The sequence below is a fragment of the Pseudomonas sp. B21-015 genome, from assembly GCF_024749285.1.
GTDB lineage: Bacteria > Pseudomonadota > Gammaproteobacteria > Pseudomonadales > Pseudomonadaceae > Aquipseudomonas.
Genome location: NZ_CP087196.1, coordinates 418190 through 442969, shown reverse-complemented (window position 1 = coordinate 442969; position 24780 = coordinate 418190). Strand labels below are relative to the sequence as shown.

Genomic DNA, 24780 nt, shown 5'->3' with positions numbered 1-24780 from the left:
TTACGACCTATCCGCCCGTGGTTAAAACAAAGCTGCACCGAAGTGCCATTTGACTTTCTAGAGCATAGACTCTAAAAAGTTCCTCATTCCAATAAATCCGGTGCCGACCATGCCTGCTGACATTGCCTACCTGAACAACCTGCAGCAGCCTCTGGACGAACTCCAAACCCTGTTCGACGCTCAACGCGCAGCGTATGCAGCCAACCCGATGCCACCCGCCGCTCAGCGCCAGCAATGGCTAAAGGCGTTGAAGGACCTGCTGAGCAATGAGCGCCAGGCCCTGATCGACGCCATCAGCCAGGACTTCAGCCACCGCAGCGCCGATGAAACCCTGCTCGCCGAATTGATGCCCAGCTTGCACGGTATTCACTACGCCAGCCGGCACCTCAAAAACTGGATGAAAACCTCGCGACGCAAAGTCGGTCTCGCCTTTCAACCAGCGTCGGCCAAAGTGGTTTATCAACCGTTGGGCGTGGTCGGAGTGATCGTGCCGTGGAACTACCCCCTTTACCTGGCCGTCGGGCCGTTGGTGGGTGCATTGTCGGCGGGTAACCGGGTGATGCTCAAACTCAGCGAATCGACCCCCGCCACCGGTTTGCTGCTCAAGGAACTGCTGGGCCGGGTTTTCCCCCAGGATCTGGTCTGCGTGGTGCTCGGCGAGGCCGATATCGGTGTGGCGTTCTCGCGGCTGCGTTTCGATCATTTGCTGTTCACGGGAGCCACCAGCATCGGCAAACACGTGATGCGCGCGGCGGCCGAGAATCTGACGCCGGTGACCCTCGAACTGGGCGGCAAGTCCCCGGCCATCGTTTCCCGCGATGTCCCGCTCAAGGACGCCGCCGAACGTATCGCTTTCGGCAAGACCCTCAACGCCGGGCAAACCTGCGTCGCCCCGGACTATGCGCTGGTGCCGGAAGACCGCGTAGGCTCTTTCGTCGAAGCCTATCGTCAGGCGGTTCGCGGGTTTTATCCGACCCTGGCCGACAATCCGGACTACACCGCCATCATCAATGACCGACAACTGGCGCGGCTCAACGGCTACCTCAGCGACGCCACCAGCAAGGGCGCGCTGCTGATTCCGCTGTTCGATCAGGGCCAGGGCCGACGCATGGGTCATAGCCTGCTGCTCAACGTCAGCGACGACATGACGGTGATGCAGGACGAAATCTTCGGCCCGCTGCTGCCGATCGTGCCGTACAAGGATCTCGATGAAGCGTTTGCCTACATCAACCAACGGCCTCGTCCGCTGGCGCTGTATTACTTCGGCTACGACAAGCGCGAGCAAAACCGCGTCCTCCACGAAACCCATTCCGGCGGCGTCTGCCTCAATGACACCTTGCTGCACGTTGCTCAGGACGACATGCCGTTCGGCGGCATCGGTGCCTCGGGCATGGGCCACTACCACGGCCACGAGGGTTTCCTGACCTTCAGCAAGGCCAAGGGCGTACTGATCAAACAGCGTTTCAACGCAGCGAAGCTGATCTATCCGCCGTACGGTAAATTCATTCAGAAACTGATCCAGAAGCTATTCATCCGCTAACGATCATCACCGCCGGGTAATAACAATAATGAGCCCAAGCCTGTCCGATACACCCGCGCTGTCGCGGCGCGGCCTGCTTGAACTCAGCCTCGGCGCCAGCGCTTTTCTGGCCACGGCCGGATTAGGCGCGAGCCTCAGCGGCTGCTCGTCGAGCACCCCGGCCAGCGGTTTCGCGATTCTGCGCAGCAGTGACCTGCTGTTTCTGCGGGCACTGATCCCGGTGATGCTCGACGGCGCCATGATCGTCGAGAAAGTGCCGGCCGCCGTCGCCGAGACCCTGCACGGCCTTGATAACGGACTGAATCACCTGTCGCCGGAAATGCTCAAACTGACCGGGCAATTGTTTGATGTGTTGGAGATGAGCATCACCCGTGGCCCACTGACCGGGGTATGGGGCAGTTGGGAAAACGCCAGCAGCGAACAGATCCGGCACTTTCTTGATCGTTGGGAAAACAGTTCGTTAAGCCTGTTGCGCATGGGGCATAGCTCATTGCTGCAAATGGTGATGATGGCGTGGTACAGCCGGGCGGAGTCGTGGGTGCATTGCGGATATCCGGGGCCGCCAACCGTTTGAAATCGTGGCGACCCTATCGCGGGCAAGCCACGCTCCCACAGGGTTTGAGGTGGCCAGCCCTTTTGTGAACGACTCAAACCTGTGGGTGCGTGGCTTGCCCGCGATGGCGTCAGCCGCATCACCACCAAATCCAAAATAATAAGAGAACCCATACATGCCCGTACCCGATCTGTTCCGCGAAGGCCTGGCCCGTGGCTGGAAAACCTACAACGGTTCGCAACTGACCCAGGACCTGACCCTCGACGCGGACGTGGCGATCATCGGCAGCGGTGCCGGCGGCGGGACCACCGCCGAAATCCTCAGCGCCGCCGGCTACAAGGTGTTGCTGATCGAAGAAGGTCCACTCAAAACCAGCAGTGACTTCAAGATGCTCGAAGACCAGGCCTACACCAGCCTCTATCAGGAAGGCATCGGGCGCATGAGCAAGGACGGTGCGATCACCATCCTCCAGGGTCGGGCGGTGGGCGGCACCACGTTGATCAACTGGACCTCGAGCTTTCGCACCCCGGACCCGACGCTGGAACACTGGGCCAAAGAGCATGACGTCAAAGGCCACACGCCGGCCGAGATGGCGCCCTGGTTCGAGCACATGGAACAACGCCTGGGCGTCGCCCCGTGGAGGGTGCCGCCCAACGCCAACAACGATGTCATCCGCAAAGGTTGCGAAAAACTCGGCTACGTCTGGCATGTGATTCCGCGCAATGTGCGTGGCTGCTGGAATATCGGCTACTGCGGCATGGGTTGCCCGACCAACGCCAAGCAATCGATGCTGGTCACGACCATCCCGGCGACCCTGGAAAAAGGCGGCGAGCTGCTCTATCTGGCCCGCGCCGAAAAACTGTCGATTAACGACGGCAAGGTCACAGGCCTGCACTGTGTGGCGATGGATGAGCGTTGTGTTGCGCCAACCGGACGCACGATTAAGGTCAAGGCACGGCATTACGTACTGGCCGGCGGCGGGATCAACAGCCCGGCACTGCTGTTGCGCTCCGAGGCGCCGGATCCTCATGAGCGCCTGGGTAAACGGACCTTTCTGCACTTGGTGAACATGTCCGCCGGGCTGTTCGACGAGGTGATCAACCCGTTCTACGGTGCGCCGCAGTCGATCTATTCCGACCATTTCCAATGGCAGGACGGCGTCACCGGCAAAATGTCCTACAAACTGGAAGTTCCACCACTGCACCCGGCGCTGGCCAGCACCCTGCTCGGCGGCTTCGGCACGGAAAACGCCCGGCACATGGAAAACCTGCCGCACACCCACGCCATGCTGGCGTTGCTGCGGGACGGTTTTCACCCAGACAGCCCTGGCGGCAGTGTCGAATTGCGCGGTGACGGCACGCCAGTGCTCGACTATCAGGTTTCACCCTACGCCTGGGATGGGTTGCGCCGGGCGTTCCACAGCATGGCCGAGATCCAGTTTGCCGGTGGCGCCAACGCCGTGATGCCGATGCACGCCGACGCGCGCTACGTGAAAACCCTCGCCGAAGCGCGCACGCTGATAGATGGCCTGAGCCTTGAGTTGTATCGCACGCGCCTGGGCAGTGCTCATGTGATGGGCGGTTGTGCCATGGGCGAAGACCCGAAAAACGCCGTGACCGACAGCCTCGGCCGACATCACCAACTGCGCAATCTGTCGATTCACGATGGCTCGCTATTCCCCACCAGCATTGGCGCAAACCCACAATTATCGGTCTACGGGCTGACGGCGCAACTGGCGAATTCACTGGCCGAACGTTTGAAAAACCCATGAAAACGCGGAATATTCCCATCGTCTATAGTGCTTTCTTACCCAACAGGCGACTTGGCCGACCGGGAAGGCTGCGATACCATCCGACTCCCCAACGGACTCCCGCCAGGACGACGCGATGAACCGAGTGTTGTACCCAGGTACCTTCGACCCTATTACCAAGGGCCATGGCGATCTGGTCGAACGCGCCGCGCGCCTGTTCGATCACGTGATCATCGCCGTCGCCGCCAGCCCGAAGAAAAACCCGCTGTTTCCCCTGGAACAACGTGTAGAGCTGGCCCGCGAGGTCACCAAACATTTACCGAACGTTGAAGTCGTCGGCTTCTCGACGCTGCTCGCGCACTTCGCCAAAGAGCAGAACGCCAACGTGTTCCTGCGCGGTTTGCGCGCGGTGTCGGACTTCGAATACGAATTCCAGCTGGCCAACATGAACCGCCAACTGGCACCGGATGTGGAAAGCCTGTTTCTCACCCCGTCCGAGCGTTATTCGTTCATTTCCTCGACGCTGGTCCGTGAAATCGCAGCCCTGGGCGGCGATATCACCAAGTTCGTCCACCCGGCGGTGGCCGACGCCCTCACCCTGCGCTTTAAAAAGTAGGAGCTGCCGCAGGCTGCGATCTTTTGCGGCTACCGCAATCTTCGATCGCTGCACTTGATCGCGCCCGCGTGCACTGCGGGCGCCAATGCGGCACAATTGTGCGCATTGGTTTATTGCGCCCGGGCCTGCCGCCCCGGCTGGAGTTAGCATGTCCCTGATCATCACCGACGATTGCATCAACTGCGACGTCTGCGAACCCGAGTGCCCGAACGCCGCCATCTCCCAGGGCGAAGAGATCTACGTGATCGACCCGAACCTGTGCACACAATGTGTCGGCCACTACGACGAACCGCAGTGCCAGCAAGTCTGCCCGGTGGATTGCATCCCGCTGGACGAGGCCCATCCGGAAACTGAAGAACAGTTGATGGAGAAGTACCGCAAGATTACCGGTAAGGCTTGAAAGCCTGAAAAGATCGCAGCCTTCGGCAGCTCCTACCCTGGAATGCGTACACCAGCAGGAGCTGCCGAAGGCTGCGATCTTTTGATTCTGCTTCACTCCCGCTGCTCAAACCCTTCCCCGATGCACCCCAGACACCGCACAAACGCCGCTTTCGCCGGGTCGACCACCAACGCCTGCCCCGCATCGCCAATGCCACCACCCAGCGCGGTAAACGGCAGCGACACCACAAACGCCCCGGCACCGATCACTGTCGCCACCACCAGCAACGGTCGGGCAATCAGTAGATCGCCAAGCATGGCGTAGGCTGGCGGGTTCTGGATGGTGTAACGCGGGTCGCCGCTGCCGTTCTCAGCCGCCAGCGCGGGCGCACCGACGCTCAGTAACAGCGCAACGACAAAGGTTCGAAACAGATTCATGGCACGGTCCTTCGGCTATGCAGTGAGAACACTGACTATAGACCGTAGCCGATATCAGCTCTGACAACGCGGGCAAAAGACGCTGGCGCGCTGCCCCAGCTTGACTTCCCGCAGCCCGGTGCCACAGACCTTGCAGTGTTCACCGCCACGGCCATACACAAACAGTTCCTGCTGGAAGTAACCTGGCTGACCGTCACCGCCGATAAAGTCCCGCAACGTGGTACCGCCCCGTTCGATGGCCAGGGCCAGGATGCGCTTGATCTCGATCGCCAGCTTCAAATAGCGCGCCCGTGAAATGCTCTTGGCTTCGCGGCGCGGGTCGATACCGGCAGCAAACAGCGCTTCGGTTGCGTAGATATTGCCGACACCGACCACCACCGCGTTGTCCATGATGAACGGTTTGACCGCCATGGAACGCCCACGGGATTGCTGGAACAGTCGCTCGCCGTCGAACAGATCGGTCAACGGCTCCGGCCCCAGGCGAACCAGCAGTTCGTGGTTCAGCGGGTCGAGACTCCAGAGCATCGCCCCAAACCGTCGCGGGTCGGTGTAACGCAGGGCCAGGCCCGATTCCAGTTCGATGTCCACATGCTCATGCTTGGCCGCCGGCATGCCGGCTTCCACCAGTCGCAGATTCCCCGACATGCCCAAATGGCTGATCAACGTGCCGACTTCGGCATTGATCAACAGGTACTTGGCGCGCCGCTCCACCAGCACGATGCGCTGCCCGGACAGCCGCACATCCAGGTCTTCGGGGATCGGCCAGCGCAGACGGCGCTCGCGAACGATCACCCGGCTGACGCGCTGGCCTTCCAGATGCGGTGCAATTCCGCGGCGGGTGGTTTCGACTTCCGGCAATTCAGGCATGGGGCTCTCGAATCAGGCGAGGTTCGACACTCAACGAGTGGCGAGGTCGCGAATCTCTTGTTTCTGGGTTTCGAAATCGTATTCCGATAAACCGATGTAATCGAGCACCAGGGGCCCGACGAGGTTCCATTCATGGTCTTCGGACTGGTTACCCAGTACCCGGAAAGAGGCGCAAATGTGTTCGGCCATCTTCAGGAGCGCCAGCAGATTTTTCAGCGGCGTATTGCGGGACGACTCATCGCTGAAAATGGCCAGGGCGTTGTGATGATTGGCAATGGCCTGGGTGACATGTTCGGGCAGGCGCCAGGATTTTGCGGTGTAATACCCGACCACGGCGTGGTTGGTGTTGTATTGCTTGTTCTCGGTATCCACCACGCGACATTCGGCGCTGGCGTTGCCATAGGCCTGTTCCAGCACTTTCATGTAATCGGGGAATTTCTTGAGCATCAACGGGATGCCGCAATCGTGGAACAGCCCCAGCGCATAGGCCTCATCACCAGCCTGGACGCCGACACGCTTGGCCAGGGTCAGGCACGTCATCGCCACGTCCTGTGCCGTGTCCCAGAAACGGTTGAGGGTGACGATGGCGTCGTCGTTCAGCTCACCCTTGATCGATTGCGCATTGATCAGGTTGATGATCGAACGGCTGCCCAACAGGTTCACTGCCCGCTGGATCGCGGTGATCTTGTTACTCAAACCGTAGTACGGCGAGTTGACGATCTTCAGCAAGGCGCCGGAAAGACCTGGGTCCTGGGAGATCAGCTTGGCGATCACCTCCAGGTCCGGGTCGGGCATGTACTGCTCCATCTGCAGATCCACCATGATCTGCGGCTGGGCCGGCACGCTGATGCCTTGCAGGGACTGTTGAATCTGTTCGGTCGTCAGTTCTTGGGACATCAGTACGCACTCCGGGTCAGGCGGGGATTCTAACCCTTAAAAAGATGGGTCCGACACATCCGCAGTTATGTCGCCGAAATTTCATTTATTGCCCAGAACAAATGCACTCCCTGTGGGAGCGAGCCTGCTCGCGATAGCGTCGGATTAGCCAACATTGATGCTGAATGTACCGCCGTCATCGCGAGCAGGCTCGCTCCCACAAGTTGCAGGCCCCCTCACCGCATGTCCATCCGCCAAGCCGAGCCCTTGCGCAACACGCTATACTCCCGCTCTTTTTTCCGGAGCGACGTCATGTCCCTGCCTAGCCTGCGCCTCAAAGCCAACGCCGACCGACGCCTGCGAAACGGCCACTTGTGGGTTTACAGCAACGAAATCGATGTAGCCGCTACTCCTTTGCACGGTTTCAAGGCGGGCGATCAGGCGATTCTCGAAGCCGCCGGCGGCAAGCCGCTGGGCATCGTTGCCATGAGCCCGAACAACCTGATCTGCGCGCGCCTGCTGTCGCGCGACATCAAGTTGCCGCTGGACAAGTCGCTGCTGGTGCATCGCCTGAACGTTGCCCTGTCCCTGCGCGATCGCCTGTTCGACAAGCCGTTCTATCGTTTGGTCTATGGCGACTCCGACTTGCTGCCAGGCCTGGTGGTCGACCGTTTCGGCGACATTCTGGTGGTCCAAATCGCCTCGGCGACCATGGAAGCGCACAAAGATGACGTGATCGCGGCACTGACCCAAGTGCTCAAGCCAAGCGGCATTCTGTTCAAGAACGACTCCGCTGCCCGTGACGCCGAAGGCCTCAATCGCTATGTCGAAACCGTGTTCGGCCTGGTGCCGGAATGGGTGGCGCTGGAAGAGAACGGCGTGAAGTTCGAAGCGCCTGTCATCCAGGGACAGAAAACCGGCTGGTTCTACGACCACCGCATGAACCGCGCGCGTCTGGCACCTTATGCCAAAGGCAAGCGCGTGCTGGACTTGTACAGCTACATCGGCGGCTGGGGCGTGCAAGCGGCCGCCTTCGGCGCCAGTGAAGTGTTCTGCGTCGATGCTTCGGCCTTCGCCCTCGACGGCGTGGAGCGCAACGCCGCACTGAACGGTTTCGCTGAAAAAATGACCTGCATCGAAGGCGACGTGTTCGAAGCCCTGAAAGAGCTGAAAGCCAGCGAAGAACGTTTCGACGTCATCGTGGCCGACCCTCCTGCTTTCATCAAACGCAAGAAAGACATGAAAAACGGTGAAGGCGCCTACCGTCGTCTGAACGAGCAAGCCATGCGCCTGCTCAGCAAGGACGGCATTCTGGTCAGCGCCTCGTGCTCGATGCACCTGCCGGAAGACGATCTGCAGAACATCCTGCTGACCAGCGCCCGTCACCTGGACCGCAACATCCAGATGCTGGAGCGTGGCGGTCAAGGCCCGGATCACCCGGTACACCCGGCGATTGCCGAGACTCGTTACATCAAGAGCATCACCTGCCGTCTGCTGCCAAACAGCTGAGTACGCTGGTTTGACGGGGAGCCCACAGGCTCTCCGTCAGCCGTTCCAACGCCGCAGCACCGACTCTTCAACCCCAACTTCTTACTCTGCAGCCCTACAGACTTGCAGGACGTTTCCCTGCATCTTTTATTTGAAAGAACATAACTTACAAACCTGTTCCAACCGTAAGATCGCTCCGACAAAATTACTGGAACATTCCTACTTAATACCCCCTTGATAAGCGTTCATTACAGCCTATGATTGAGTTGTCACCGCAAAGTGACACTCACTATCAATGACAAGGAGTCAAAACATGAAAGCAATTACTCTGGAAGCTAACAAGATCGCTAATCTGGCTTTTCTGGTTGCGCCAAAAGCCCGCTAAGTAAATGAGACGCTGGGGAGTGCCGGCTACCCAGCGTTTTCTTTGGCACAGCCCAGAGCGAACCGCCCATCATGCAGATAAACCCATATTTATTCATACTTCCTCGCACGCCCGGCCAAATAGTCTGGGATTACAAAAACCACAAACAATTTGAACTAAGCCCTGAATACTCAAACAGACTTACGCAACTTATCAACAACCCAAAACTGTATAACGACAGCAATATAGTTGACACTCAACTCCTAAACGCAGGAATACTGACAACATCAATACAAGGCACTATTGAATGGGGCTGGGATGAACTATCGAAGATCTTCCATATCGGCACCAAAAACATTCCCTGCGAACATGTCCCTCAGGATATTCACGAATGGTCGAGACACTACCTGGACCATTGCACCGACGTGCTGGCCGCTCCTGCACCGGGCAACCGCCCCACAGAACGCCAGGCGCGGGAGCTGATTGCCCTGCCAAAACCTTCCTGCCTGCCGGAAGGGTCTCTTGCCAACGTCCTGATCGGCCGAAAAACCTGCCGCACCTTCACCGATGCTGCTGTTTCACTGGATGCTATCGGCACGCTGCTTTACCTGTCCCTGGGCTACTTGCATGAGCGCGAAAACGATGTCGACGAAACCCTTGTCGAAGGCCTCGATGCCCGGCGCAGCAGCCCATCCGGTGGCGGACTGAATGCCTGCGAAGGCTTTCTTCATGTACATAACGTCAACGGCCTGAAACCCGGGCTCTACGCCTATCATCCCACCGAGCATGCACTGAGCTTCGTTAACCCGGCACCTGTATCGCCGCTGGGGCAGCTGCTGTGTGGGCAGCACTTCATCAACAACCTGCCAATGGGCCTGTTCATCACCGCTCGCTTCGACAAGTTGTGGTGGAAATATGAACACTCGCGAGCCTACCGAATGGCCTTCGTGGAAGCCGGGCATATTTCTCAGACGTTCCAGTTGGTGGCCACTGCGCTGGGGTTGAACACCTGGCTGACGGGGGCGCTGGCCGATGATCAGGTCGAGGCCTTGCTTGGGCTTGAAGACAGTGCGGAGCAACCGCTGTTTTTTGTCGGTTGCGGGCAGAGCGACGGGCAAGTGATGTGCAAGGAATTGAAAGATCTGCTGAGCAGTCGGGAGCCGCAACAATGACCGCCCCCATCGTTGCCCCAATAGATCCCCCCGTTTCCCGGGCGCTTCGTTTCACCCTCGGCGACTGGAATAACCGCGCCTCGGTGCGCACCAGCGAGCACGACTATCTATTACCGCCAGACCTGGAGCAGCAACTGGAAACACGCCACTGGTTTCCCCCGGGGTTTCTGGCTTACCTGAATCACCCGGCTATCGAAGCATTGGGTCAAACTGTCACCCATCGGCTGTCGGCCAATCATCTGGTGTACTTCCTCGACTACACCACCTTGCTCGAACACCGCATCGTCAACCGATCCGTGGAAACCATCATCCACGGGGAACTGAAGGTCCACATCCCCTCACGGATGAAGACCGCCGCGCTTCAGCTTTATACCGACGAGGGTTATCACGCCCTGTTTTCCAATAGCCTGGCCGAACAAATTGCCAGGTTCTACGGGATCAGCCTGCGCCCGGTCATGCCCCACCGCATAACCCGATTGAACACCCTGCTCGACCACGCGCCTGAAACACACAGGGCGCTGGCCTGGTTTCTCGTCGGGTTCGTGTCGGAGACGATCATTGCCAAGGAACTGCTCGACGTCTGCCGCGACGATCTGGTTTCCAGCGTCCGGGCAATGCTCAGGGACCATCTGGCGGACGAGGCGCGCCACAGTCGCTATTTCTCTGAAGTGTTCCATTACCTGTGGCTGACGCTGAACAACCGTCAACGCATGTTCGCCGCCAGACTGCTGCTGGACATCATCCGGATTTTCTTCGAGGCCGATGAACGATGGCTGCGGGAAAGCCTGCACAGCGCGGGTATCGGCGAGACCACCCTCACGGAAATTCTCGGCGGACTGACCACCCCCCAAGCCACCCTTCAAAGGACGCGATCCGGTGCTGACGCGACGCTTCAGGCGTTGAAAAAGGCCGGCTTCTTCGACCTGTCTTACAACCAGCAACTGTTTATGAAGGCAGGACTTATCGATGGATAAAGGGCACTCTGCGGCGACCGTCAAACAGCGTCGAGGGGCGGTCAGCCTGTTGTTGGCAATGGTGCTGCTTGGCGTGTTCCCGCTGGATGTCCTGCTGCCCTCGTTCCCTGCGCTCGCCGAACACTTTCGCAGCACACCCGCTGATATTGCGCTCTCGATCAGTCTGTTTGCCGTCGGTATAGCGGCCTCCCAACTGCTGATTGGGCCGCTGTCGGATGTGATCGGGCGCAAAGGACTGTTGCTCGCCGGAATAACCGTTTCGATGCTGGGTGCGGTGGGCTGCACACTGGCCAAGGACTATGTCTACTTCCTGCTGTTCCGTGTCATTCAGGCGCTCGGCTGCGGGTGTTTCGTGTTGTCACAGGCACTGGTTCAGGATCTGTTCGAGGGTGAGGAACGTGACCGGTTGCGGATCCTGATGGTCACCGCCACCGGCGTTTTCATCTCGGTCTCACCGTTGGCCGGCACGTTCCTGCAAGCCACTCTGGGCTGGAAAGGCAGCTTCTGGGGGTTTACCGTGCTGGCTGGAATAGTGCTGCTCAAAGCCTGTTTTCTTCTCGAGAACACTCGGCCCGCGGCAACCGGAGCGCGACCGAATATCTTCCAGCCCTACCGCTGGGTCTTGTGCGATTTCGACTTCCTGTCCTACTGGCTGATTTCAGCCTTTGCATTCGCCTGCCATTTTTCCTTCATCGTCATTTCACCGCTGATTTTCATGGATCAACTCCAGCTATCGGCCTATGACTTCTCGCTGATCCTGCTGGTATACGGCGGCGCCTACATCGTCGGCGGCATGGTTGCGACGCTGCTGGGTAAACGCATCAGTCCCGGTCATCAAATCATCAGCGGGCTGAGCCTGATCCTGTTGTCCGGCCTGATCATGCTTTACCTCTCAAGCCACTTTGCGCTGTCCCCGATCACCGTCCTGGTACCGATGCTCATCTGTACCGCCGGCACCACCATCGCCAGACCGGCCGCCACCTCCAAAGCCATGAGCCTGTTCCCCGAAAATGCGGGAACCTCGGCATCGGCCGGCAGCACAGTGATTTTCATCTGCGGCGGGTTGATCAGTGCGCTCATCAGCTTGAGCCCGGCCAACCTGCAATCCACCCTTGGATACAGCTTCATCATCTTGAGCAGCGTGGCGCTGGCGCTCAACAGTCGTATCAATCGCCGAGCCAAAAGCCCGCAAGCCAGCCCAAGCGTCGAATAACCTCGCCGATCGTCACCCCACACGCCCCGTCAGCGCTGGATCAACGCTTTCCGGCATTCCCTCCTGACGCCAGCGGTGTAGAATCGCGAGATTCATCGCCAGTCATCCCCCGGCGGGTTTATGAGCTCAAGCTGAAGCGCGCGGCGATCCCGCAAAGTCATCGGCAACTTCCGGACACACGGCCATTTCTGAGTGTTCCAGACGTCAATAGAAGCTCACTTCCCTTTTGATACCTGATTAGCCGCCCGGAGTGCTCCATGCCTGATTACCGCTCGAAAACATCCACCCACGGCCGCAACATGGCCGGTGCTCGCGCACTGTGGCGCGCCACGGGGATGAAAGATGACGACTTCAAGAAGCCGATCATCGCCATTGCCAACTCCTTTACCCAGTTCGTACCGGGCCATGTGCACCTCAAGGACCTGGGCCAACTGGTCGCTCGCGAAATCGAACGGGCCGGCGGCGTAGCCAAAGAATTCAACACCATCGCCGTGGATGACGGCATCGCCATGGGCCACGACGGCATGCTCTATTCGCTGCCGAGCCGCGAGATCATTGCCGACTCCGTCGAATACATGGTCAACGCCCACTGCGCCGACGCCATCGTCTGCATCTCCAACTGCGACAAGATCACCCCCGGCATGCTGATGGCCGCCTTGCGCCTGAACATTCCGGTGATCTTCGTTTCCGGCGGTCCGATGGAAGCCGGCAAGACCAAACTGGCCAGCCACGGTCTCGACCTGGTCGATGCCATGGTAATCGCCGCCGACTCCAGCGCATCCGACGAGAAAGTCGCCGAGTACGAGCGTAGTGCCTGCCCAACTTGCGGCTCCTGCTCCGGCATGTTCACCGCCAACTCGATGAACTGCCTGGTTGAAGCCCTGGGTCTGGCATTGCCGGGCAACGGTTCGACCCTGGCCACCCACAGCGACCGCGAACAGCTGTTCCTGCAAGCCGGCCGCACCATCGTCGAGTTGTGCAAGCGTTACTACGGCGAGAACGATGAGTCGGTGTTGCCGCGCAACATCGCCAACTTCAAGGCGTTCGAAAACGCCATGACCCTGGACATCGCCATGGGCGGTTCCACCAACACCATCCTGCACTTGCTGGCCGCGGCCCAGGAAGCCGAGATCGATTTCGACCTGCGCGACATCGACCGCCTCTCCCGCCATGTACCGCAACTGTGCAAGGTCGCGCCGAACATCCAGAAATACCACATGGAAGACGTGCACCGTGCCGGCGGGATCTTCAGCATCCTCGGTTCCCTGGCCCGTGGCGGCCTGCTGCACACCGACCTGCCGACCGTGCACAGCAAGAGCATGGCCGAAGGTATCGCCAAGTGGGACATCACCCAGACCAACGACGAAGCGGTGCATCACTTCTTCAAGGCCGGCCCTGCGGGTATCCCGACGCAAACCGCGTTCAGCCAGTCGACCCGTTGGGAAACCCTGGACGACGACCGTGAAAACGGCTGCATCCGCAGTGTCGAACACGCTTACTCGAAAGAAGGCGGCCTGGCCGTTCTGTACGGCAACATCGCGCTGGACGGCTGCGTGGTGAAAACCGCCGGTGTCGACGAGTCGATCCACGTCTTCGAAGGCAACGCGAAGATCTTCGAAAGCCAGGACAGCGCCGTACGCGGCATCCTCGCCGACGAAGTGAAGGCCGGCGATATCGTGATCATTCGGTACGAAGGCCCGAAAGGCGGCCCGGGCATGCAGGAAATGCTGTACCCGACGTCTTACCTGAAATCCAAAGGCCTGGGCAAAGCCTGCGCCCTGCTCACCGATGGCCGTTTCTCCGGCGGGACCTCGGGCCTGTCCATCGGCCACGCTTCGCCAGAAGCCGCTGCCGGCGGCGCGATTGGTCTGGTGCAGGATGGCGACAAGGTACTGATCGACATTCCGAACCGCTCGATCAACCTGTTGGTCAGCGACGAAGAACTGGCCGCGCGCCGGGTCGAGCAAGACAAGAAAGGCTGGAAGCCAGTGGAAAAGCGTCCACGTAAAGTGACCACTGCACTGAAAGCCTATGCCCTGTTGGCCACCAGCGCCGACAAGGGTGCGGTACGTAACAAAGCGATGCTCGACGGGCTGTAATACTTAACCGCCGAACAAAAAAAATGCCCCGCCAAGTGCGGGGCTGATCGTTCCCACGCTCCCGCGTGGGAATGCCTCAAGGGACGCTCCGCGTCCAGTGACGCGGAGCGTCACGGGCTGCGTTCCCACGCAGAGCGTGGGAACGATCATCACCTCAGCCCCTGTAGGAGCGAGGCTTGCCCGCGATGGAGGCGACTCGGTCTTACTGAATCTCTTCCGGCTTCACGATCACCCAGTTCTTGTCCGCCGTCACCGCCAACCCTTCTTTCGCCTGGGCTGCTGCGTTTTTGGCCATCATGCCGTTAATCTGGGTCATGTACTTGTCTTTGCGGTTGACCCACAAATGGATGCCGCCCTTGGACACGTCGACGCTGTGGAACAGCATGTAGCCATCGCTGGTCGGGGTATCGCCGCCCACGAGGACTGGTTTTTTCCATTCATCGATGTACGTCAGGATCGCCGACTGTTTACCTGCCATCCAGGTGGCCGGGGTCCACAGGTACGGGGTCAGTTCGAGGCCCAGGTTGGCCTTCTCGTCATACTTGCCGGCAGTGACCTGTTTGCGTGCCGTGGTCAACTCGCCGGTCTTGCGGTCCTTGAGCAACAGGCTCACGCCGATCACGTTCTGTGGTTTGACGTTGTAGCCGTACTTCGGATCGGAGGCGACCATGCGCACCAGCTCTTCGGAGGCGGCGGTCATCACATAGACCTCGATGCCGTTCTCCATCAGCTTGTTGTAGAGCTCTTTCTGACCGGTGAAGATTTTCGGTGGGTTGACGTCGATGGTCTTGACCACGTCGCCGTCGTAATAAGTGCTCGGCACCGGTTTGCCAGACGCCATCAGCTCATCGACGTTGCCCTTGAGCTCCTGAAGCGTGAAGCCGGAGAACACTTGGGCGACCCATGGATAGCAAACCATGTCGTCGATTTCGCAGAGGCGATAGTAGTAGCTGAACAGGCTTTCCTTATGGTCGGCGGTGTCCTTGAACGGCATCAGTTTCAGGGAGGGATCGAGGCTCTCGCGAGTGATCAGGCCCTTGTTTTCCATGAACGGCAGCAACGACTCTTCGAGGTCGTAGCGGTAACTGGTGTTGTCCATGTCGAACACCGCAAAGTTACCCTTGTTGGCATTGGCTGCGATCATCGCGTCCAGCGCCTTGGCCTGATCGGCTGGCCAGTGCTTCAGGTCAGTAGCGAACGCCTGGCCGGCAAGGCCAAGGCTCAAACCCAATCCAAGTGCAGCAGCAAGAAATTTCGGTGCAAGCTTCATCGGCGTTTCTCCCCGTTTCAAAGAAATCGACGCTAACAAATAAGTGTGACAGTCCTCGCCTACCCGCGACCGCTTGCATCCTGATTCCGCCAGCGGCATTCCTCATCGCGCCATCGGCTTATTCCAAAAACGACAGCCGACCGCTGTTTTTGATATTAATTCATTACATATCAAGCTGTTAGGCTTACCGGTTCGCAGTCACACACGAAGGTGGCTGGCACAAGTCTATGGAGCCTCTATGAATCTGCCGCTGATCCTCAATCTGCTGGTGTTCCTCGCCTTGCTCTTTGGCCTGGCGCAAACCCGTCACACCACCTGGAGCCTGGCCAAAAAGGTGCTGCTGGCGCTGGTGCTGGGCGTGGCGTTTGGTGTCGCCCTGCACACGATTTTTGGTGCGGGTAACCCGGTACTGAAAGCCTCGATCGGCTGGTTCGATCTGGTGGGCAACGGTTACGTGCAGTTGCTGCAAATGATCGTGATCCCGCTGGTGTTCGCCTCGATCCTCAGCGCCGTGGCCCGTCTGCACAACGCTTCGTCGCTGGGCAAGATCAGCTTCCTGACCATCGGCACGCTGCTGTTCACCACCTCCATCGCGGCGCTGATTGGCATCGGCCTGACCAACCTGTTCGGCCTCACCGCCGAAGGCCTGGTCGCCGGTACTCAGGAAATGGCTCGCCTGCAAACCATCCAGACCGACTATGCGGGCAAGGTCGCCGACCTGAATGTGCCGCAACTGTTGTTGTCGTTCATCCCGCAGAACCCGTTCGCCGACCTGGCTCGAGCTAAACCGACGTCGATCATCAGCGTGGTGATCTTCGCCGCATTCCTTGGGGTCGCGGCGCTGCAATTGCTCAAGGATGATGTCGAGAAAGGTCAGAAAGTGATCAACGCCATCGACACCCTGCAAGCCTGGGTGATGCGTCTGGTGCGCCTGGTGATGAAGCTGACTCCGTATGGCGTATTGGCGCTGATGACCAAAGTGGTCGCCGGCTCCAACCTGCAAGACATTATCAAGCTCGGCAGTTTCGTGGTGGTGTCCTACATCGGCCTGGGTTTGATGTTTGTCGTCCATGGCCTGCTGGTATCGGCCGCCGGGATCAACCCGCTGCGGTTTTTCCGCAAGATCTGGCCGGTGCTGACGTTTGCCTTCACCAGCCGCTCCAGCGCCGCCACCATTCCGCTGAGCATCGAAGCTCAGACCAGCCGTTTGGGTATTCCACAGTCCATCGCCAGTTTCGCCGCCTCGTTTGGCGCGACCATTGGCCAGAACGGCTGTGCTGGTCTGTACCCGGCAATGTTGGCGGTGATGGTCGCGCCGACCGTGGGCATCAACCCGCTGGACCCGCTGTGGATCGCAACATTGGTGGCGATTGTGACGCTGAGTTCGGCCGGCGTGGCCGGGGTCGGTGGTGGCGCGACCTTCGCCGCGTTGATCGTGCTGCCGGCCATGGGTTTGCCGGTGTCACTGGTGGCGTTGCTGATTTCGGTTGAGCCGCTGATCGACATGGGGCGTACGGCGTTGAACGTCAGTGGTTCGATCACCGCTGGGGCGATCACCAGCCAGATGATGCAGCAGACCGATAAAGAACTGCTGGATGCCGATGAGCATGGGGCGTTGGCTCAGGCTTAAGACTTTCATCGTCTGAGCGGGCCTCTTCGCGGGCAAGCCTCGCTCCCACAGGTTTTTTGGTGTTTACACAATTTGTGTTCCACCCTGATCACTGTGAGCGGGCTTGCCCGCGATGCTTTTATGCTTTTTCCCACACCTCAAAGCTATACGCCGGCTTGTCACCCTCCGCCGGATTCGGAACATTCGATACCAGTTTCCACTGGTTCACATCAAACTCCGGAAACCACGCATCCCCTTCCGGGCTCAGCGCCACGCGGGTCAGGTATAGCCGATCAGCCTGTGCCAACCCTTGCGTGTACAACTGCGCACCGCCAATCAACATCACCTCATCGACGCCCTGCTCGTTCGCCCATTGCTGCGCCCGAACCACCGCTGCCTCCAGCGACGGATACACCTCCGCGCCTTCCAGCTGCAGATCCGCCTGACGGCTGACCACGATGTTCAACCGGCCCGGCAGCGGACGACCGAGGGAATCCCAGGTCTTGCGACCCATGATGATCGGCTTTCCGAGGGTGGTGGCCTTGAAGTATTTGAAGTCCCCCGGCAAGTGCCAGGGCATGCTGTTGTCGACGCCGATCACACGGTTTTCACCGAGAGCTGCGATCAGGCTGAGGGGGAGTGATTTAGTCATGCCGGCGAGGATACCAGAGCCTCACTTACCCCGATAAGCGTCACAGCGGTTATGCTCATCGCTCAATTAAGCGACGGAATGCCGCGTGACTGAACTGACTCCCCTGCAAAACCTCTGGCTGAGCGAAACCATACGCCTGCGTGAAGAACACGCCGGCCCCCTGGATGATCTGGAAGCCAACCGAATCGCCCGTAGCGCTGGCGGCGACCTGCCGACGCGCATTCAACGCCGCGCCCTGTGGCTGGCCGAACGCGACGGACAGACACGCGCCCTCAAACACTGGCTGCAAGGCGCGCGACTGGCGCTGGCCGTGCTGGCCGTGCTGGCGGTGATCAGCGGCGCCGGCCTGGCGTTTGCCGCGCTGGGTGACGGTCAGACCCCGGTCAATGTGTTCTGGGCGTTGGGCAGTCTGCTCGGGCTGAACCTGATTCTGCTACTGAGCTGGGCCCTGGGCCTGGTGCTCGCCGGCGAACAGGGTGCCGCCCTCGGACGCTTGTGGCTGTGGCTCAGTGAAAAACTCGCCCGCGATGCCAACGCCGCGCAACTGGCGCCGGCCTTGCTGCTGTTGCTGCAACGACAGAAACTCAACCGTTGGGCGTTGGGTGTGCTGGTCAACGGACTGTGGTTGCTGGCGATGCTCAGCGCCTTGGTGATGGTGCTGACGCTGATGGCGACCCGGCGCTACGGCTTCGTCTGGGAAACCACCATTCTCGGCGGCGACACCTTCGTCGCCATGACCCAGGCCCTCGGCGCCCTGCCGGCCTTGCTCGGTTTCAGTGTGCCCAGCGTGGAGATGATTCGCGCCAGCGGCGATGCCGCGCTGAACATCGAAAGCGCTCGCCAGGCCTGGGCGGCGTGGCTGGTGGGCGTGCTGCTGGTGTACGGCGTTTTGCCGCGCCTGCTCCTCGCACTGTTCTGCCTGTGGCGCTGGAAAACCGGTCAAACAGCCTTGCGTCTGGATTTGAACCTGCCCGGCTACGCCCAACTGCGCGAACGGCTGATGCCCACCAGCGAACGCCTGGGCATCAGCGATGCCGCGCCTGAGCAACTTCATCGGGTTGAAAACGCGGCCAGCGATCTGCAAAGCGATGGCGCGCTGTTGGTGGCCATCGAGCTGGACGATCAACGTCCCTGGCCGCCGCAGCTGCCGAAAAGCGTCAACAATGCCGGCGTCCTCGACAGCCGCGAGTCCCGGCACAGACTGCTCGAACAGCTGAGTCGCTTTCCCCCGGCTCGCCTGGCTATCGCCTGCGATCCCCGGCGTTCGCCGGACCGTGGCAGCCTGGCGCTGATTGCCGAACTGGCCCGCAGCGCCACCGCCACCCGCGTGTGGTTGCTGCAAGCGCCCCCCGGCGAAGCGCTGGATGCCGAACGCCTGGGCGACTGGCATGTGGCGCTACAACAACTGGACCTGCCATTCGCCGATTGCGCACCGTTGAACTGGCTGGAGACGGGTCATGACTGATGCCTGGAAACAGCCGTTGAAACTCGCCGTGGTCGGCCACACCAACGTCGGCAAAACCTCGTTGCTGCGAACACTGACGCGGGATGTCGGTTTCGGCGAAGTGTCCCATCGCCCCAGCACCACGCGCCATGTCGAAGGCGCGCGATTGTCGGTCGACGGCGAGCCGTTGCTCGATCTGTTCGACACGCCGGGCCTGGAAGATGCCATCGCCCTGCTCGACTACCTCGAGCGCCTGGAGCGGCCCGGCGAACGCCTCGACGGCCCGGCACGGCTGGCACGATTCCTTGAGGGCTGCGAAGCCCGGCAGCGCTTCGAACAAGAAGCCAAAGTACTGCGGCAACTGCTCGCCTCGGACGCTGGCCTCTATGTGATTGACGCCCGGGAGCCGGTGCTGGCCAAGTACCGCGACGAACTGGAAGTACTGGCCAGTTGCGGCAAACCGCTGCTGCCGGTGCTGAACTTTGTCAGCAGCGCCCAGCATCGCGAACCTGACTGGCGTGAAGCCCTGGCGCGATTGGGCTTGCACGCATTGGTGCGGTTCGACAGTGTCGCGCCGCCGGAAGATGGCGAACGCCGACTCTATGAAAGCCTCGCGCTGCTGCTGGAAAACTCTCGTGAACAGCTGGAACGCTTGATCGCCGATCAACAGGCCCAACGCCTGGCCCGTCAGCAGAGTGCAGCGCAGCTGATTGCCGACTTATTGATCGATTGCGCCGCCTGCCGCCGCAGTGTGGTCAGCGAGGCGGAGCAGGAACAGCAAGCGATCGGCGAACTGCGCAAAGCGGTGCGTCAGCGCGAACAACGCTGCGTCGAGGCCTTGCTCAAGCTCTACGCCTTCCGCCCACAAGACGCGGCAGCCAGTGACCTGCCGCTGCTTGATGGCCGCTGGGGCGATGACTTATTCAACCCGGAAACCCTGAAACAGCTCGGTGTGCGGGTCGGCGGCGGCATCGCGGCCGGTGCAGCGGCCGGGGCCGGGGTCGACTTGCTGGTGGGCGGCCTGACCCTCGGCGCGGCGGCGCTGGCCGGAGCGATTGCCGGTGGCGCCCTGCAAACCGCGCGCAGTTACGGCAGCCGCCTGCTGGGCAAGATCAAAGGCCAGCGAGAACTGACCGTCGACGACAGCGTGCTGCGGCTGTTGGCCTTGCGCCAGCGGCAATTGCTGCAAGCCCTGAACCAGCGCGGGCATGCGGCGATGGACAGCATTCAGGTCGCTACACCGCAGGACAAGACCTGGCGCGAAGGCAAACTGCCGGAAGCGCTGAACAAGGCTCGGGCGCATCCGCAGTGGTCGTCGCTCAATCCTCATTCGAAGTTGAATCAGGCGGAGCGGCAGGAACAGGTTGAGGTGTTGGCGCAGCAGTTGTAGAGCCCGAGTGATGTGTTGTTCAGGCGGGCGCCTTCGCGAGCAAGCCCGCGAAGGCGCCAGACCAGTCACCGCAATGCTTAAGCCGGAGCCTCAGCAAATCGTCTATTTGCGCAACAGGCGCAAACCGTTGAACACCACCAACAGGCTCACGCCCATGTCGGCGAACACCGCCATCCACATGGTGGCGAGCCCGGCGAAGGTTACCCCAAGAAAGATCGCTTTGATGACCAATGCCAAGGCGATGTTCTGTTTGAGGATATTCGAGGTCTGCTGCGACAGGCGGATGAAGGCCGGGATTTTGCGCAGATCGTCGTCCATCAGAGCAACATCGGCGGTTTCGATGGCGGTATCGGTACCAGCAGCCGCCATGGCGAAACCGATTTCGGCACGCGCCAGAGCCGGAGCATCATTGATGCCGTCGCCGACCATGCCGACGTTATGGCCCTGTGCATAAAGCGCTTCGATGGCCTGTAGCTTGTCGGTTGGCAACAAGTCGCCTTTCGCCTGATCGATACCGACTTGAGCAGCGATTGCCTGGGCGGTGTGGACGTTGTCGCCGGTGAGCATCAGGGTTTTGATGCCCAGATCGTGCAGTTGCCGGATGGCCTCGCGGCTGGACTCTTTCACGGTGTCGGCCACGGCAAACAGCGCCAGCGGGCCGGACTGGTCGAGCAGCAGCACCACCGACTTGCCCTGTTTCTCCAGAGCAAACAGCTTTTCTTCCAGCGCAGGCGAGCACAGGTTCAGCTCTTCCACCAGACGATGGTTGCCCAAGTGGTAGAGCTCACCGTTGATCTCCCCACGCACACCACGCCCCGCCAGGGCTTCGAAGTTATCCACAGTCAGCGGCGCGAGTTGGTTATCCACAACTGCATCCGCAGCCGCATTGGCGATGGCCAGCGATACCGGGTGATCCGAACGACCGGCCAGCGCCGCCGCAATAGCCGGGGCTATTTCATCAGCGATTGGGTCGAGGGACAAATAGTCGGTCTGCACCGGTTTGCCGTGAGTGAGGGTGCCAGTCTTGTCGAGGGCCAGGTAATCGAGTTTGTGGCCGTGCTCCAGGTAGACGCCGCCCTTGACCAGAATCCCTTTGCGCGCCGCTGCCGCGAGGCCGCTGACGATGGTCACCGGGGTGGAAATCACCAGTGCGCACGGGCAGGCGACTACCAGCAACACCAGCGCCCGGTAGATCCAGTCGAACCACAGCGCATCCATGAACAGCGGCGGGATCACCGCCACGGCCAGGGCCAGGATGAACACCGCCGGTGTGTAGATTTTCGAGAAGCTGTCGACGAAACGCTGGGTCGGCGCCCGCGCCCCTTGGGCCTGTTCCACGGCGTGGATGATCCGCGCCAGGGTCGAATGGTTGGCCGCAGCAGTCACGGTATATTCCAGCGAACCGGACTGGTTGATGGTGCCAGCGAACACCTTGTCGCCGACGGTTTTCTCTACCGGCAGGCTTTCGCCGGTGATGGGCGCCTGATCGATGGTCGAGCTGCCGGCCACCACTTCGCCGTCCAGACCGATTCGTTCGCCAGGACGCACTCGCACCCGTACACCCAATTCGATGTTTTTCACCGGTTGAGCGACCCAACTGCCGTCGGCCTGCTGCACCGTGGCTTGCTCGGGGGTCATCTGCATCAGCCCGCCGATGGCGTTGCGTGCCCGGTCCAGAGACCTGGCTTCGATCAACTCGGCCACGGTGAACAGGAACATCACCATCGCCGCTTCCGGCCATTGACCGATCAAGATCGCGCCGGTCACCGCGATGCTCATCAGCGCGTTGATGTTCAGGTTGAGATTTTTCAGGGCAATCCAGCCCTTTTTGTACGTGCTGAGGCCACCGCTGAGGATCGAGATCAGCGCGATAACCGCCACCACCCAATTGGGCGCAGCGTTAGTGAAGTGGATAACTTCAGCCGCCAGCGCACCAACGCCGGACAGCGCCAATGGCCACCAAGGTTTTTTCTGTGGCACAGGAGTTGGCGCTTCGACGCCTTGTTCCAGTGGCTCGGCGTGCATGCCGAGGGATTTGATGGCGTCGATTATGGGCGCGGTGCCCGGCAGGTCGTGGGTCACGCCCAGTACGCGGTTGATCAGGTTGAATTCCAGTTGCTGCACGCCCGAAAGCTTCCCGAGTTTGTTCTGGATCAGCGTCTGCTCGGTCGGGCAGTCCATGGCCTCGATGCGGAAATTGCTCAGCCGCGCGCCGGCGGTCGGCGTCTCGCTCAACTTGATCAGCGATGGCACCGCGACTTTGGAGGAACAGCAGGAATCGCCGTGGCCGCCATGGTCATGTTTCTGCACAGGCTGCAGCTTGTGGCTGTGATCGTGATCGTGATCGTGATCGTGATCGTGATCAGCCTCGGGTTTGTGGGTGTGAAGAGAATCGCTCATTGGTCGCGTCCATGAAGGTGCCTGTTGCCAAGTAAAGACCCTGTAGCCACTATAGGGTCAAGCATCCTTTTGGAGATTGTCGCGATGAAAATAGGAGAACTGGCGAAACTCACCGACTGCGCCGTGGAAACCATCCGCTACTACGAGCGCGAAAACCTGCTACCGGAGCCGGCCCGCAGCGACGGAAATTACCGCGTCTACACCCAGGCCCACGTCGAGCGCCTGACCTTCATCCGCAATTGCCGCACCCTGGACATGACCCTCGAGGAAATCCGCAGCCTGCTGGCCCTGCGCGACAGCCCGCAGGATCAATGCGAAAACGTCAACGCGCTGATCGACGAACACATCCACCATGTGAAGGCTCGGATCGACGGATTACTGGCCTTGCAGACACAACTGCTCGACCTGCGCCAACGCTGCAGCGAAGGGCCGGATATCGATCAGTGCGGGATTTTGCAGCGGTTGGAAGTGAGCGGCGGGGTGGTGGCGACGGAGGTGGAGCATTCCCATGTCGGGAGAAGTCATGGGCATTGAGAACACCACAAAAACCTGTGGGAGCGGGCTTGCCCGCGATAGCGGTTTGTCAGTCACATCAATGTTGGATGTGACGCCGTCATCGCGGGCAAGCCCGCTCCCACAGGTTCAGTCGTTGATCTTCAGACCGCCATCGGCGCCGTCATCGGCGCATGGTGCTCATAGCCTTCGAGCGAGAAATCACTCGGCTCGATCAACTCCAGCCATTCCGGCTGATAAACACCGGTCTTGGCAAACTCCGGCACGCGGTCGGAAATCACCAGTTTCGGCATCGGGAACGGCTCGCGCTTGAGCTGTTCATTCAGCATATCCAGGTGGTTTTCGTAGACGTGGGCATCACCGATGAAATAGGTGAACCAACGCGGCGTGTAACCGGTCAGGCGACCGATCAGGCTCAGCAACGCGGCGCCTTCGGTGAGGTTGAACGGCGTGCCCAGGCCCAGGTCGTTGGAGCGGATGTAGAGGGTCAAAGAGATCTCTTTGGTCTCGACATTCGGGTGGAACTGGTACAGCAAGTGGCACGGCGGCAGGGCCATCTCATCAAGCTGCGCAACGTTCCAGCCGTGGAACAGGATGCGACGGCTGCCCGGATCCTTGATGATGGTGTCGACGCACTGGCGAATCTGGTCGATCGCCTTGTACAGCACCACATAAGCCTGACCGTCCTCTTCGCCTTCGGCGATCTGACGATAACCCTGGCTCAGGGTCTGCTCGATGGCGGCCTGGTTGCTGACCGGGATCTGCTTGTACGCAGGCCATTTGCGCCATTGCACGCCGTAGATCTCGCCGAGGTCGTCTTCACCCTGACGGAACGGGTTGGCCAGCCACTGCGCGTTTTCGTTGGCGTTCTGGTCCCAGACCTTGCAGCCCAGCGCACGGAATTCGGCGGCGTTATTCACCCCGCGCAGAAAACCGCACATCTCGCCGATGGCGGATTTGAAGGCCATCTTGCGAGTGGTGATCGCCGGGAAACCTTCCTGCAGATCGAAGCGCAGCATCGCGCCCGGAAAGCTGATGGTGTTCACGCCGGTGCGGTTGGCCTGTTTGGTGCCGTTCTTGATGACGTGGGCGACCAGTTCGAGATATTGCTTCATGAATTACCTGTGTCCTTGAACCCGGGGCCAAAGCCCCCGGGGTTCGAATTTATAGCGCC

Annotated in this window: 21 protein-coding genes; 14 read left to right on the top strand and 7 right to left on the bottom strand. The window is 60.2% G+C overall.

Annotated features, from left to right (window positions below):
- The first annotated feature begins 109 nt into the window (after positions 1-109).
- The 5 genes from LOY38_RS01965 (at position 110) to LOY38_RS01945 (ending at position 4859) form a co-directional block, all read left to right on the top strand.
- Positions 110-1540: a coniferyl aldehyde dehydrogenase gene (locus LOY38_RS01965; RefSeq protein ID WP_258698630.1), complete on the top strand. Its 1431-nt coding sequence runs from the start codon at positions 110-112 to the stop codon at positions 1538-1540.
- A gap of 28 nt (positions 1541-1568) precedes the next feature.
- Positions 1569-2114: a twin-arginine translocation pathway signal protein gene (locus tag LOY38_RS01960; RefSeq protein WP_258698629.1), complete on the top strand. Its 546-nt coding sequence runs from the start codon at positions 1569-1571 to the stop codon at positions 2112-2114.
- Between the two features lie 154 nt (positions 2115-2268).
- Complete coding sequence (locus tag LOY38_RS01955; RefSeq protein WP_258698628.1) at positions 2269-3864, top strand: GMC family oxidoreductase; 1596 nt, start codon at positions 2269-2271, stop codon at positions 3862-3864.
- Positions 3865-3979: 115 nt separating this feature from the next.
- On the top strand, positions 3980-4459 hold the full coding sequence (gene coaD, locus LOY38_RS01950; RefSeq protein ID WP_040071510.1) for a pantetheine-phosphate adenylyltransferase: 480 nt from the start codon (positions 3980-3982) through the stop codon (positions 4457-4459).
- 148 nt (positions 4460-4607) lie between these two features.
- Positions 4608-4859 carry a YfhL family 4Fe-4S dicluster ferredoxin gene (locus LOY38_RS01945; RefSeq protein WP_003195146.1) on the top strand — a complete coding sequence of 84 codons (252 nt, stop codon included), beginning with the start codon at positions 4608-4610 and terminating at the stop codon, positions 4857-4859.
- A gap of 92 nt (positions 4860-4951) precedes the next feature.
- Here the strand turns inward: LOY38_RS01945 and LOY38_RS01940 are convergent, their stop codons facing one another.
- From LOY38_RS01940 to LOY38_RS01930, 3 genes are read right to left on the bottom strand one after another with little or no spacing between them, the layout of a single operon-like run.
- Positions 4952-5275 carry a multidrug transporter gene (locus LOY38_RS01940; protein WP_258698627.1) on the bottom strand — a complete coding sequence of 108 codons (324 nt, stop codon included), beginning with the start codon at positions 5273-5275 and terminating at the stop codon, positions 4952-4954.
- Positions 5276-5329: 54 nt separating this feature from the next.
- Positions 5330-6142, bottom strand: a complete 813-nt coding sequence (mutM, locus tag LOY38_RS01935) for a bifunctional DNA-formamidopyrimidine glycosylase/DNA-(apurinic or apyrimidinic site) lyase (protein ID WP_258698626.1) — start codon at positions 6140-6142, stop codon at positions 5330-5332.
- Positions 6143-6172: 30 nt separating this feature from the next.
- Complete coding sequence (locus LOY38_RS01930) at positions 6173-6985, bottom strand: HDOD domain-containing protein (protein ID WP_258700643.1); 813 nt, start codon at positions 6983-6985, stop codon at positions 6173-6175.
- A 345-nt stretch (positions 6986-7330) separates the two neighbouring features.
- Between LOY38_RS01930 and LOY38_RS01925 the strand changes: the two genes are divergently transcribed.
- From LOY38_RS01925 to ilvD, 5 genes are all read left to right on the top strand, one after another.
- Positions 7331-8527 carry a class I SAM-dependent rRNA methyltransferase gene (locus LOY38_RS01925; protein WP_017341306.1) on the top strand — a complete coding sequence of 399 codons (1197 nt, stop codon included), beginning with the start codon at positions 7331-7333 and terminating at the stop codon, positions 8525-8527.
- Between the two features lie 435 nt (positions 8528-8962).
- Entirely contained in the window at positions 8963-10042 is a 1080-nt protein-coding gene (locus LOY38_RS01920) for a SagB/ThcOx family dehydrogenase (RefSeq protein ID WP_258698625.1), read from the top strand.
- Positions 10039-11016, top strand: a complete 978-nt coding sequence (locus LOY38_RS01915; RefSeq protein ID WP_258698624.1) for a diiron oxygenase — start codon at positions 10039-10041, stop codon at positions 11014-11016. Before LOY38_RS01920 ends, LOY38_RS01915 begins: the two co-directional genes overlap by 4 nt.
- Complete coding sequence (locus tag LOY38_RS01910; RefSeq protein ID WP_258698623.1) at positions 11009-12229, top strand: MFS transporter; 1221 nt, start codon at positions 11009-11011, stop codon at positions 12227-12229. The genes LOY38_RS01915 and LOY38_RS01910 overlap by 8 nt, the downstream gene beginning before the upstream one ends.
- A 257-nt stretch (positions 12230-12486) precedes the next feature.
- Entirely contained in the window at positions 12487-14328 is a 1842-nt protein-coding gene (ilvD, locus tag LOY38_RS01905) for a dihydroxy-acid dehydratase (RefSeq protein WP_258698622.1), read from the top strand.
- Between the two features lie 202 nt (positions 14329-14530).
- Here the strand turns inward: ilvD and LOY38_RS01900 are convergent, their stop codons facing one another.
- On the bottom strand, positions 14531-15598 hold the full coding sequence (locus tag LOY38_RS01900) for a haloacid dehalogenase-like hydrolase (RefSeq protein WP_258698621.1): 1068 nt from the start codon (positions 15596-15598) through the stop codon (positions 14531-14533).
- A 238-nt stretch (positions 15599-15836) separates the two neighbouring features.
- Between LOY38_RS01900 and LOY38_RS01895 the strand changes: the two genes are divergently transcribed.
- Positions 15837-17228 carry an L-cystine transporter gene (locus tag LOY38_RS01895; protein WP_258698620.1) on the top strand — a complete coding sequence of 464 codons (1392 nt, stop codon included), beginning with the start codon at positions 15837-15839 and terminating at the stop codon, positions 17226-17228.
- A gap of 118 nt (positions 17229-17346) precedes the next feature.
- Here LOY38_RS01895 and LOY38_RS01890 read toward each other — a convergent pair whose 3' ends face one another.
- Positions 17347-17859, bottom strand: coding sequence for a dihydrofolate reductase (locus LOY38_RS01890; RefSeq protein WP_258698619.1), 513 nt, complete (start codon positions 17857-17859; stop codon positions 17347-17349).
- Between the two features lie 85 nt (positions 17860-17944).
- Here LOY38_RS01890 and LOY38_RS01885 point away from each other — a divergent pair, with 85 nt between their 5' ends.
- Positions 17945-19324 (top strand): DUF2868 domain-containing protein, encoded by a 1380-nt coding sequence (locus LOY38_RS01885; RefSeq protein ID WP_258698618.1) that lies wholly within the window; start codon positions 17945-17947, stop codon positions 19322-19324.
- Complete coding sequence (locus LOY38_RS01880; RefSeq protein WP_258698617.1) at positions 19317-20693, top strand: GTPase/DUF3482 domain-containing protein; 1377 nt, start codon at positions 19317-19319, stop codon at positions 20691-20693. Before LOY38_RS01885 ends, LOY38_RS01880 begins: the two co-directional genes overlap by 8 nt.
- A gap of 102 nt (positions 20694-20795) precedes the next feature.
- Here LOY38_RS01880 and LOY38_RS01875 read toward each other — a convergent pair whose 3' ends face one another.
- Complete coding sequence (locus LOY38_RS01875; protein WP_258698616.1) at positions 20796-23093, bottom strand: heavy metal translocating P-type ATPase; 2298 nt, start codon at positions 23091-23093, stop codon at positions 20796-20798.
- Between the two features lie 84 nt (positions 23094-23177).
- Here LOY38_RS01875 and cadR point away from each other — a divergent pair, with 84 nt between their 5' ends.
- A complete protein-coding gene (gene cadR, locus LOY38_RS01870) occupies positions 23178-23627 on the top strand; it encodes a Cd(II)/Pb(II)-responsive transcriptional regulator (RefSeq protein ID WP_258698615.1) in 450 nt (149 codons plus the stop codon).
- A gap of 122 nt (positions 23628-23749) precedes the next feature.
- Here cadR and LOY38_RS01865 read toward each other — a convergent pair whose 3' ends face one another.
- A complete protein-coding gene (locus LOY38_RS01865) occupies positions 23750-24721 on the bottom strand; it encodes a thymidylate synthase (RefSeq protein ID WP_008068024.1) in 972 nt (323 codons plus the stop codon).
- Between the last annotated feature and the right edge of the window lie 59 nt (positions 24722-24780).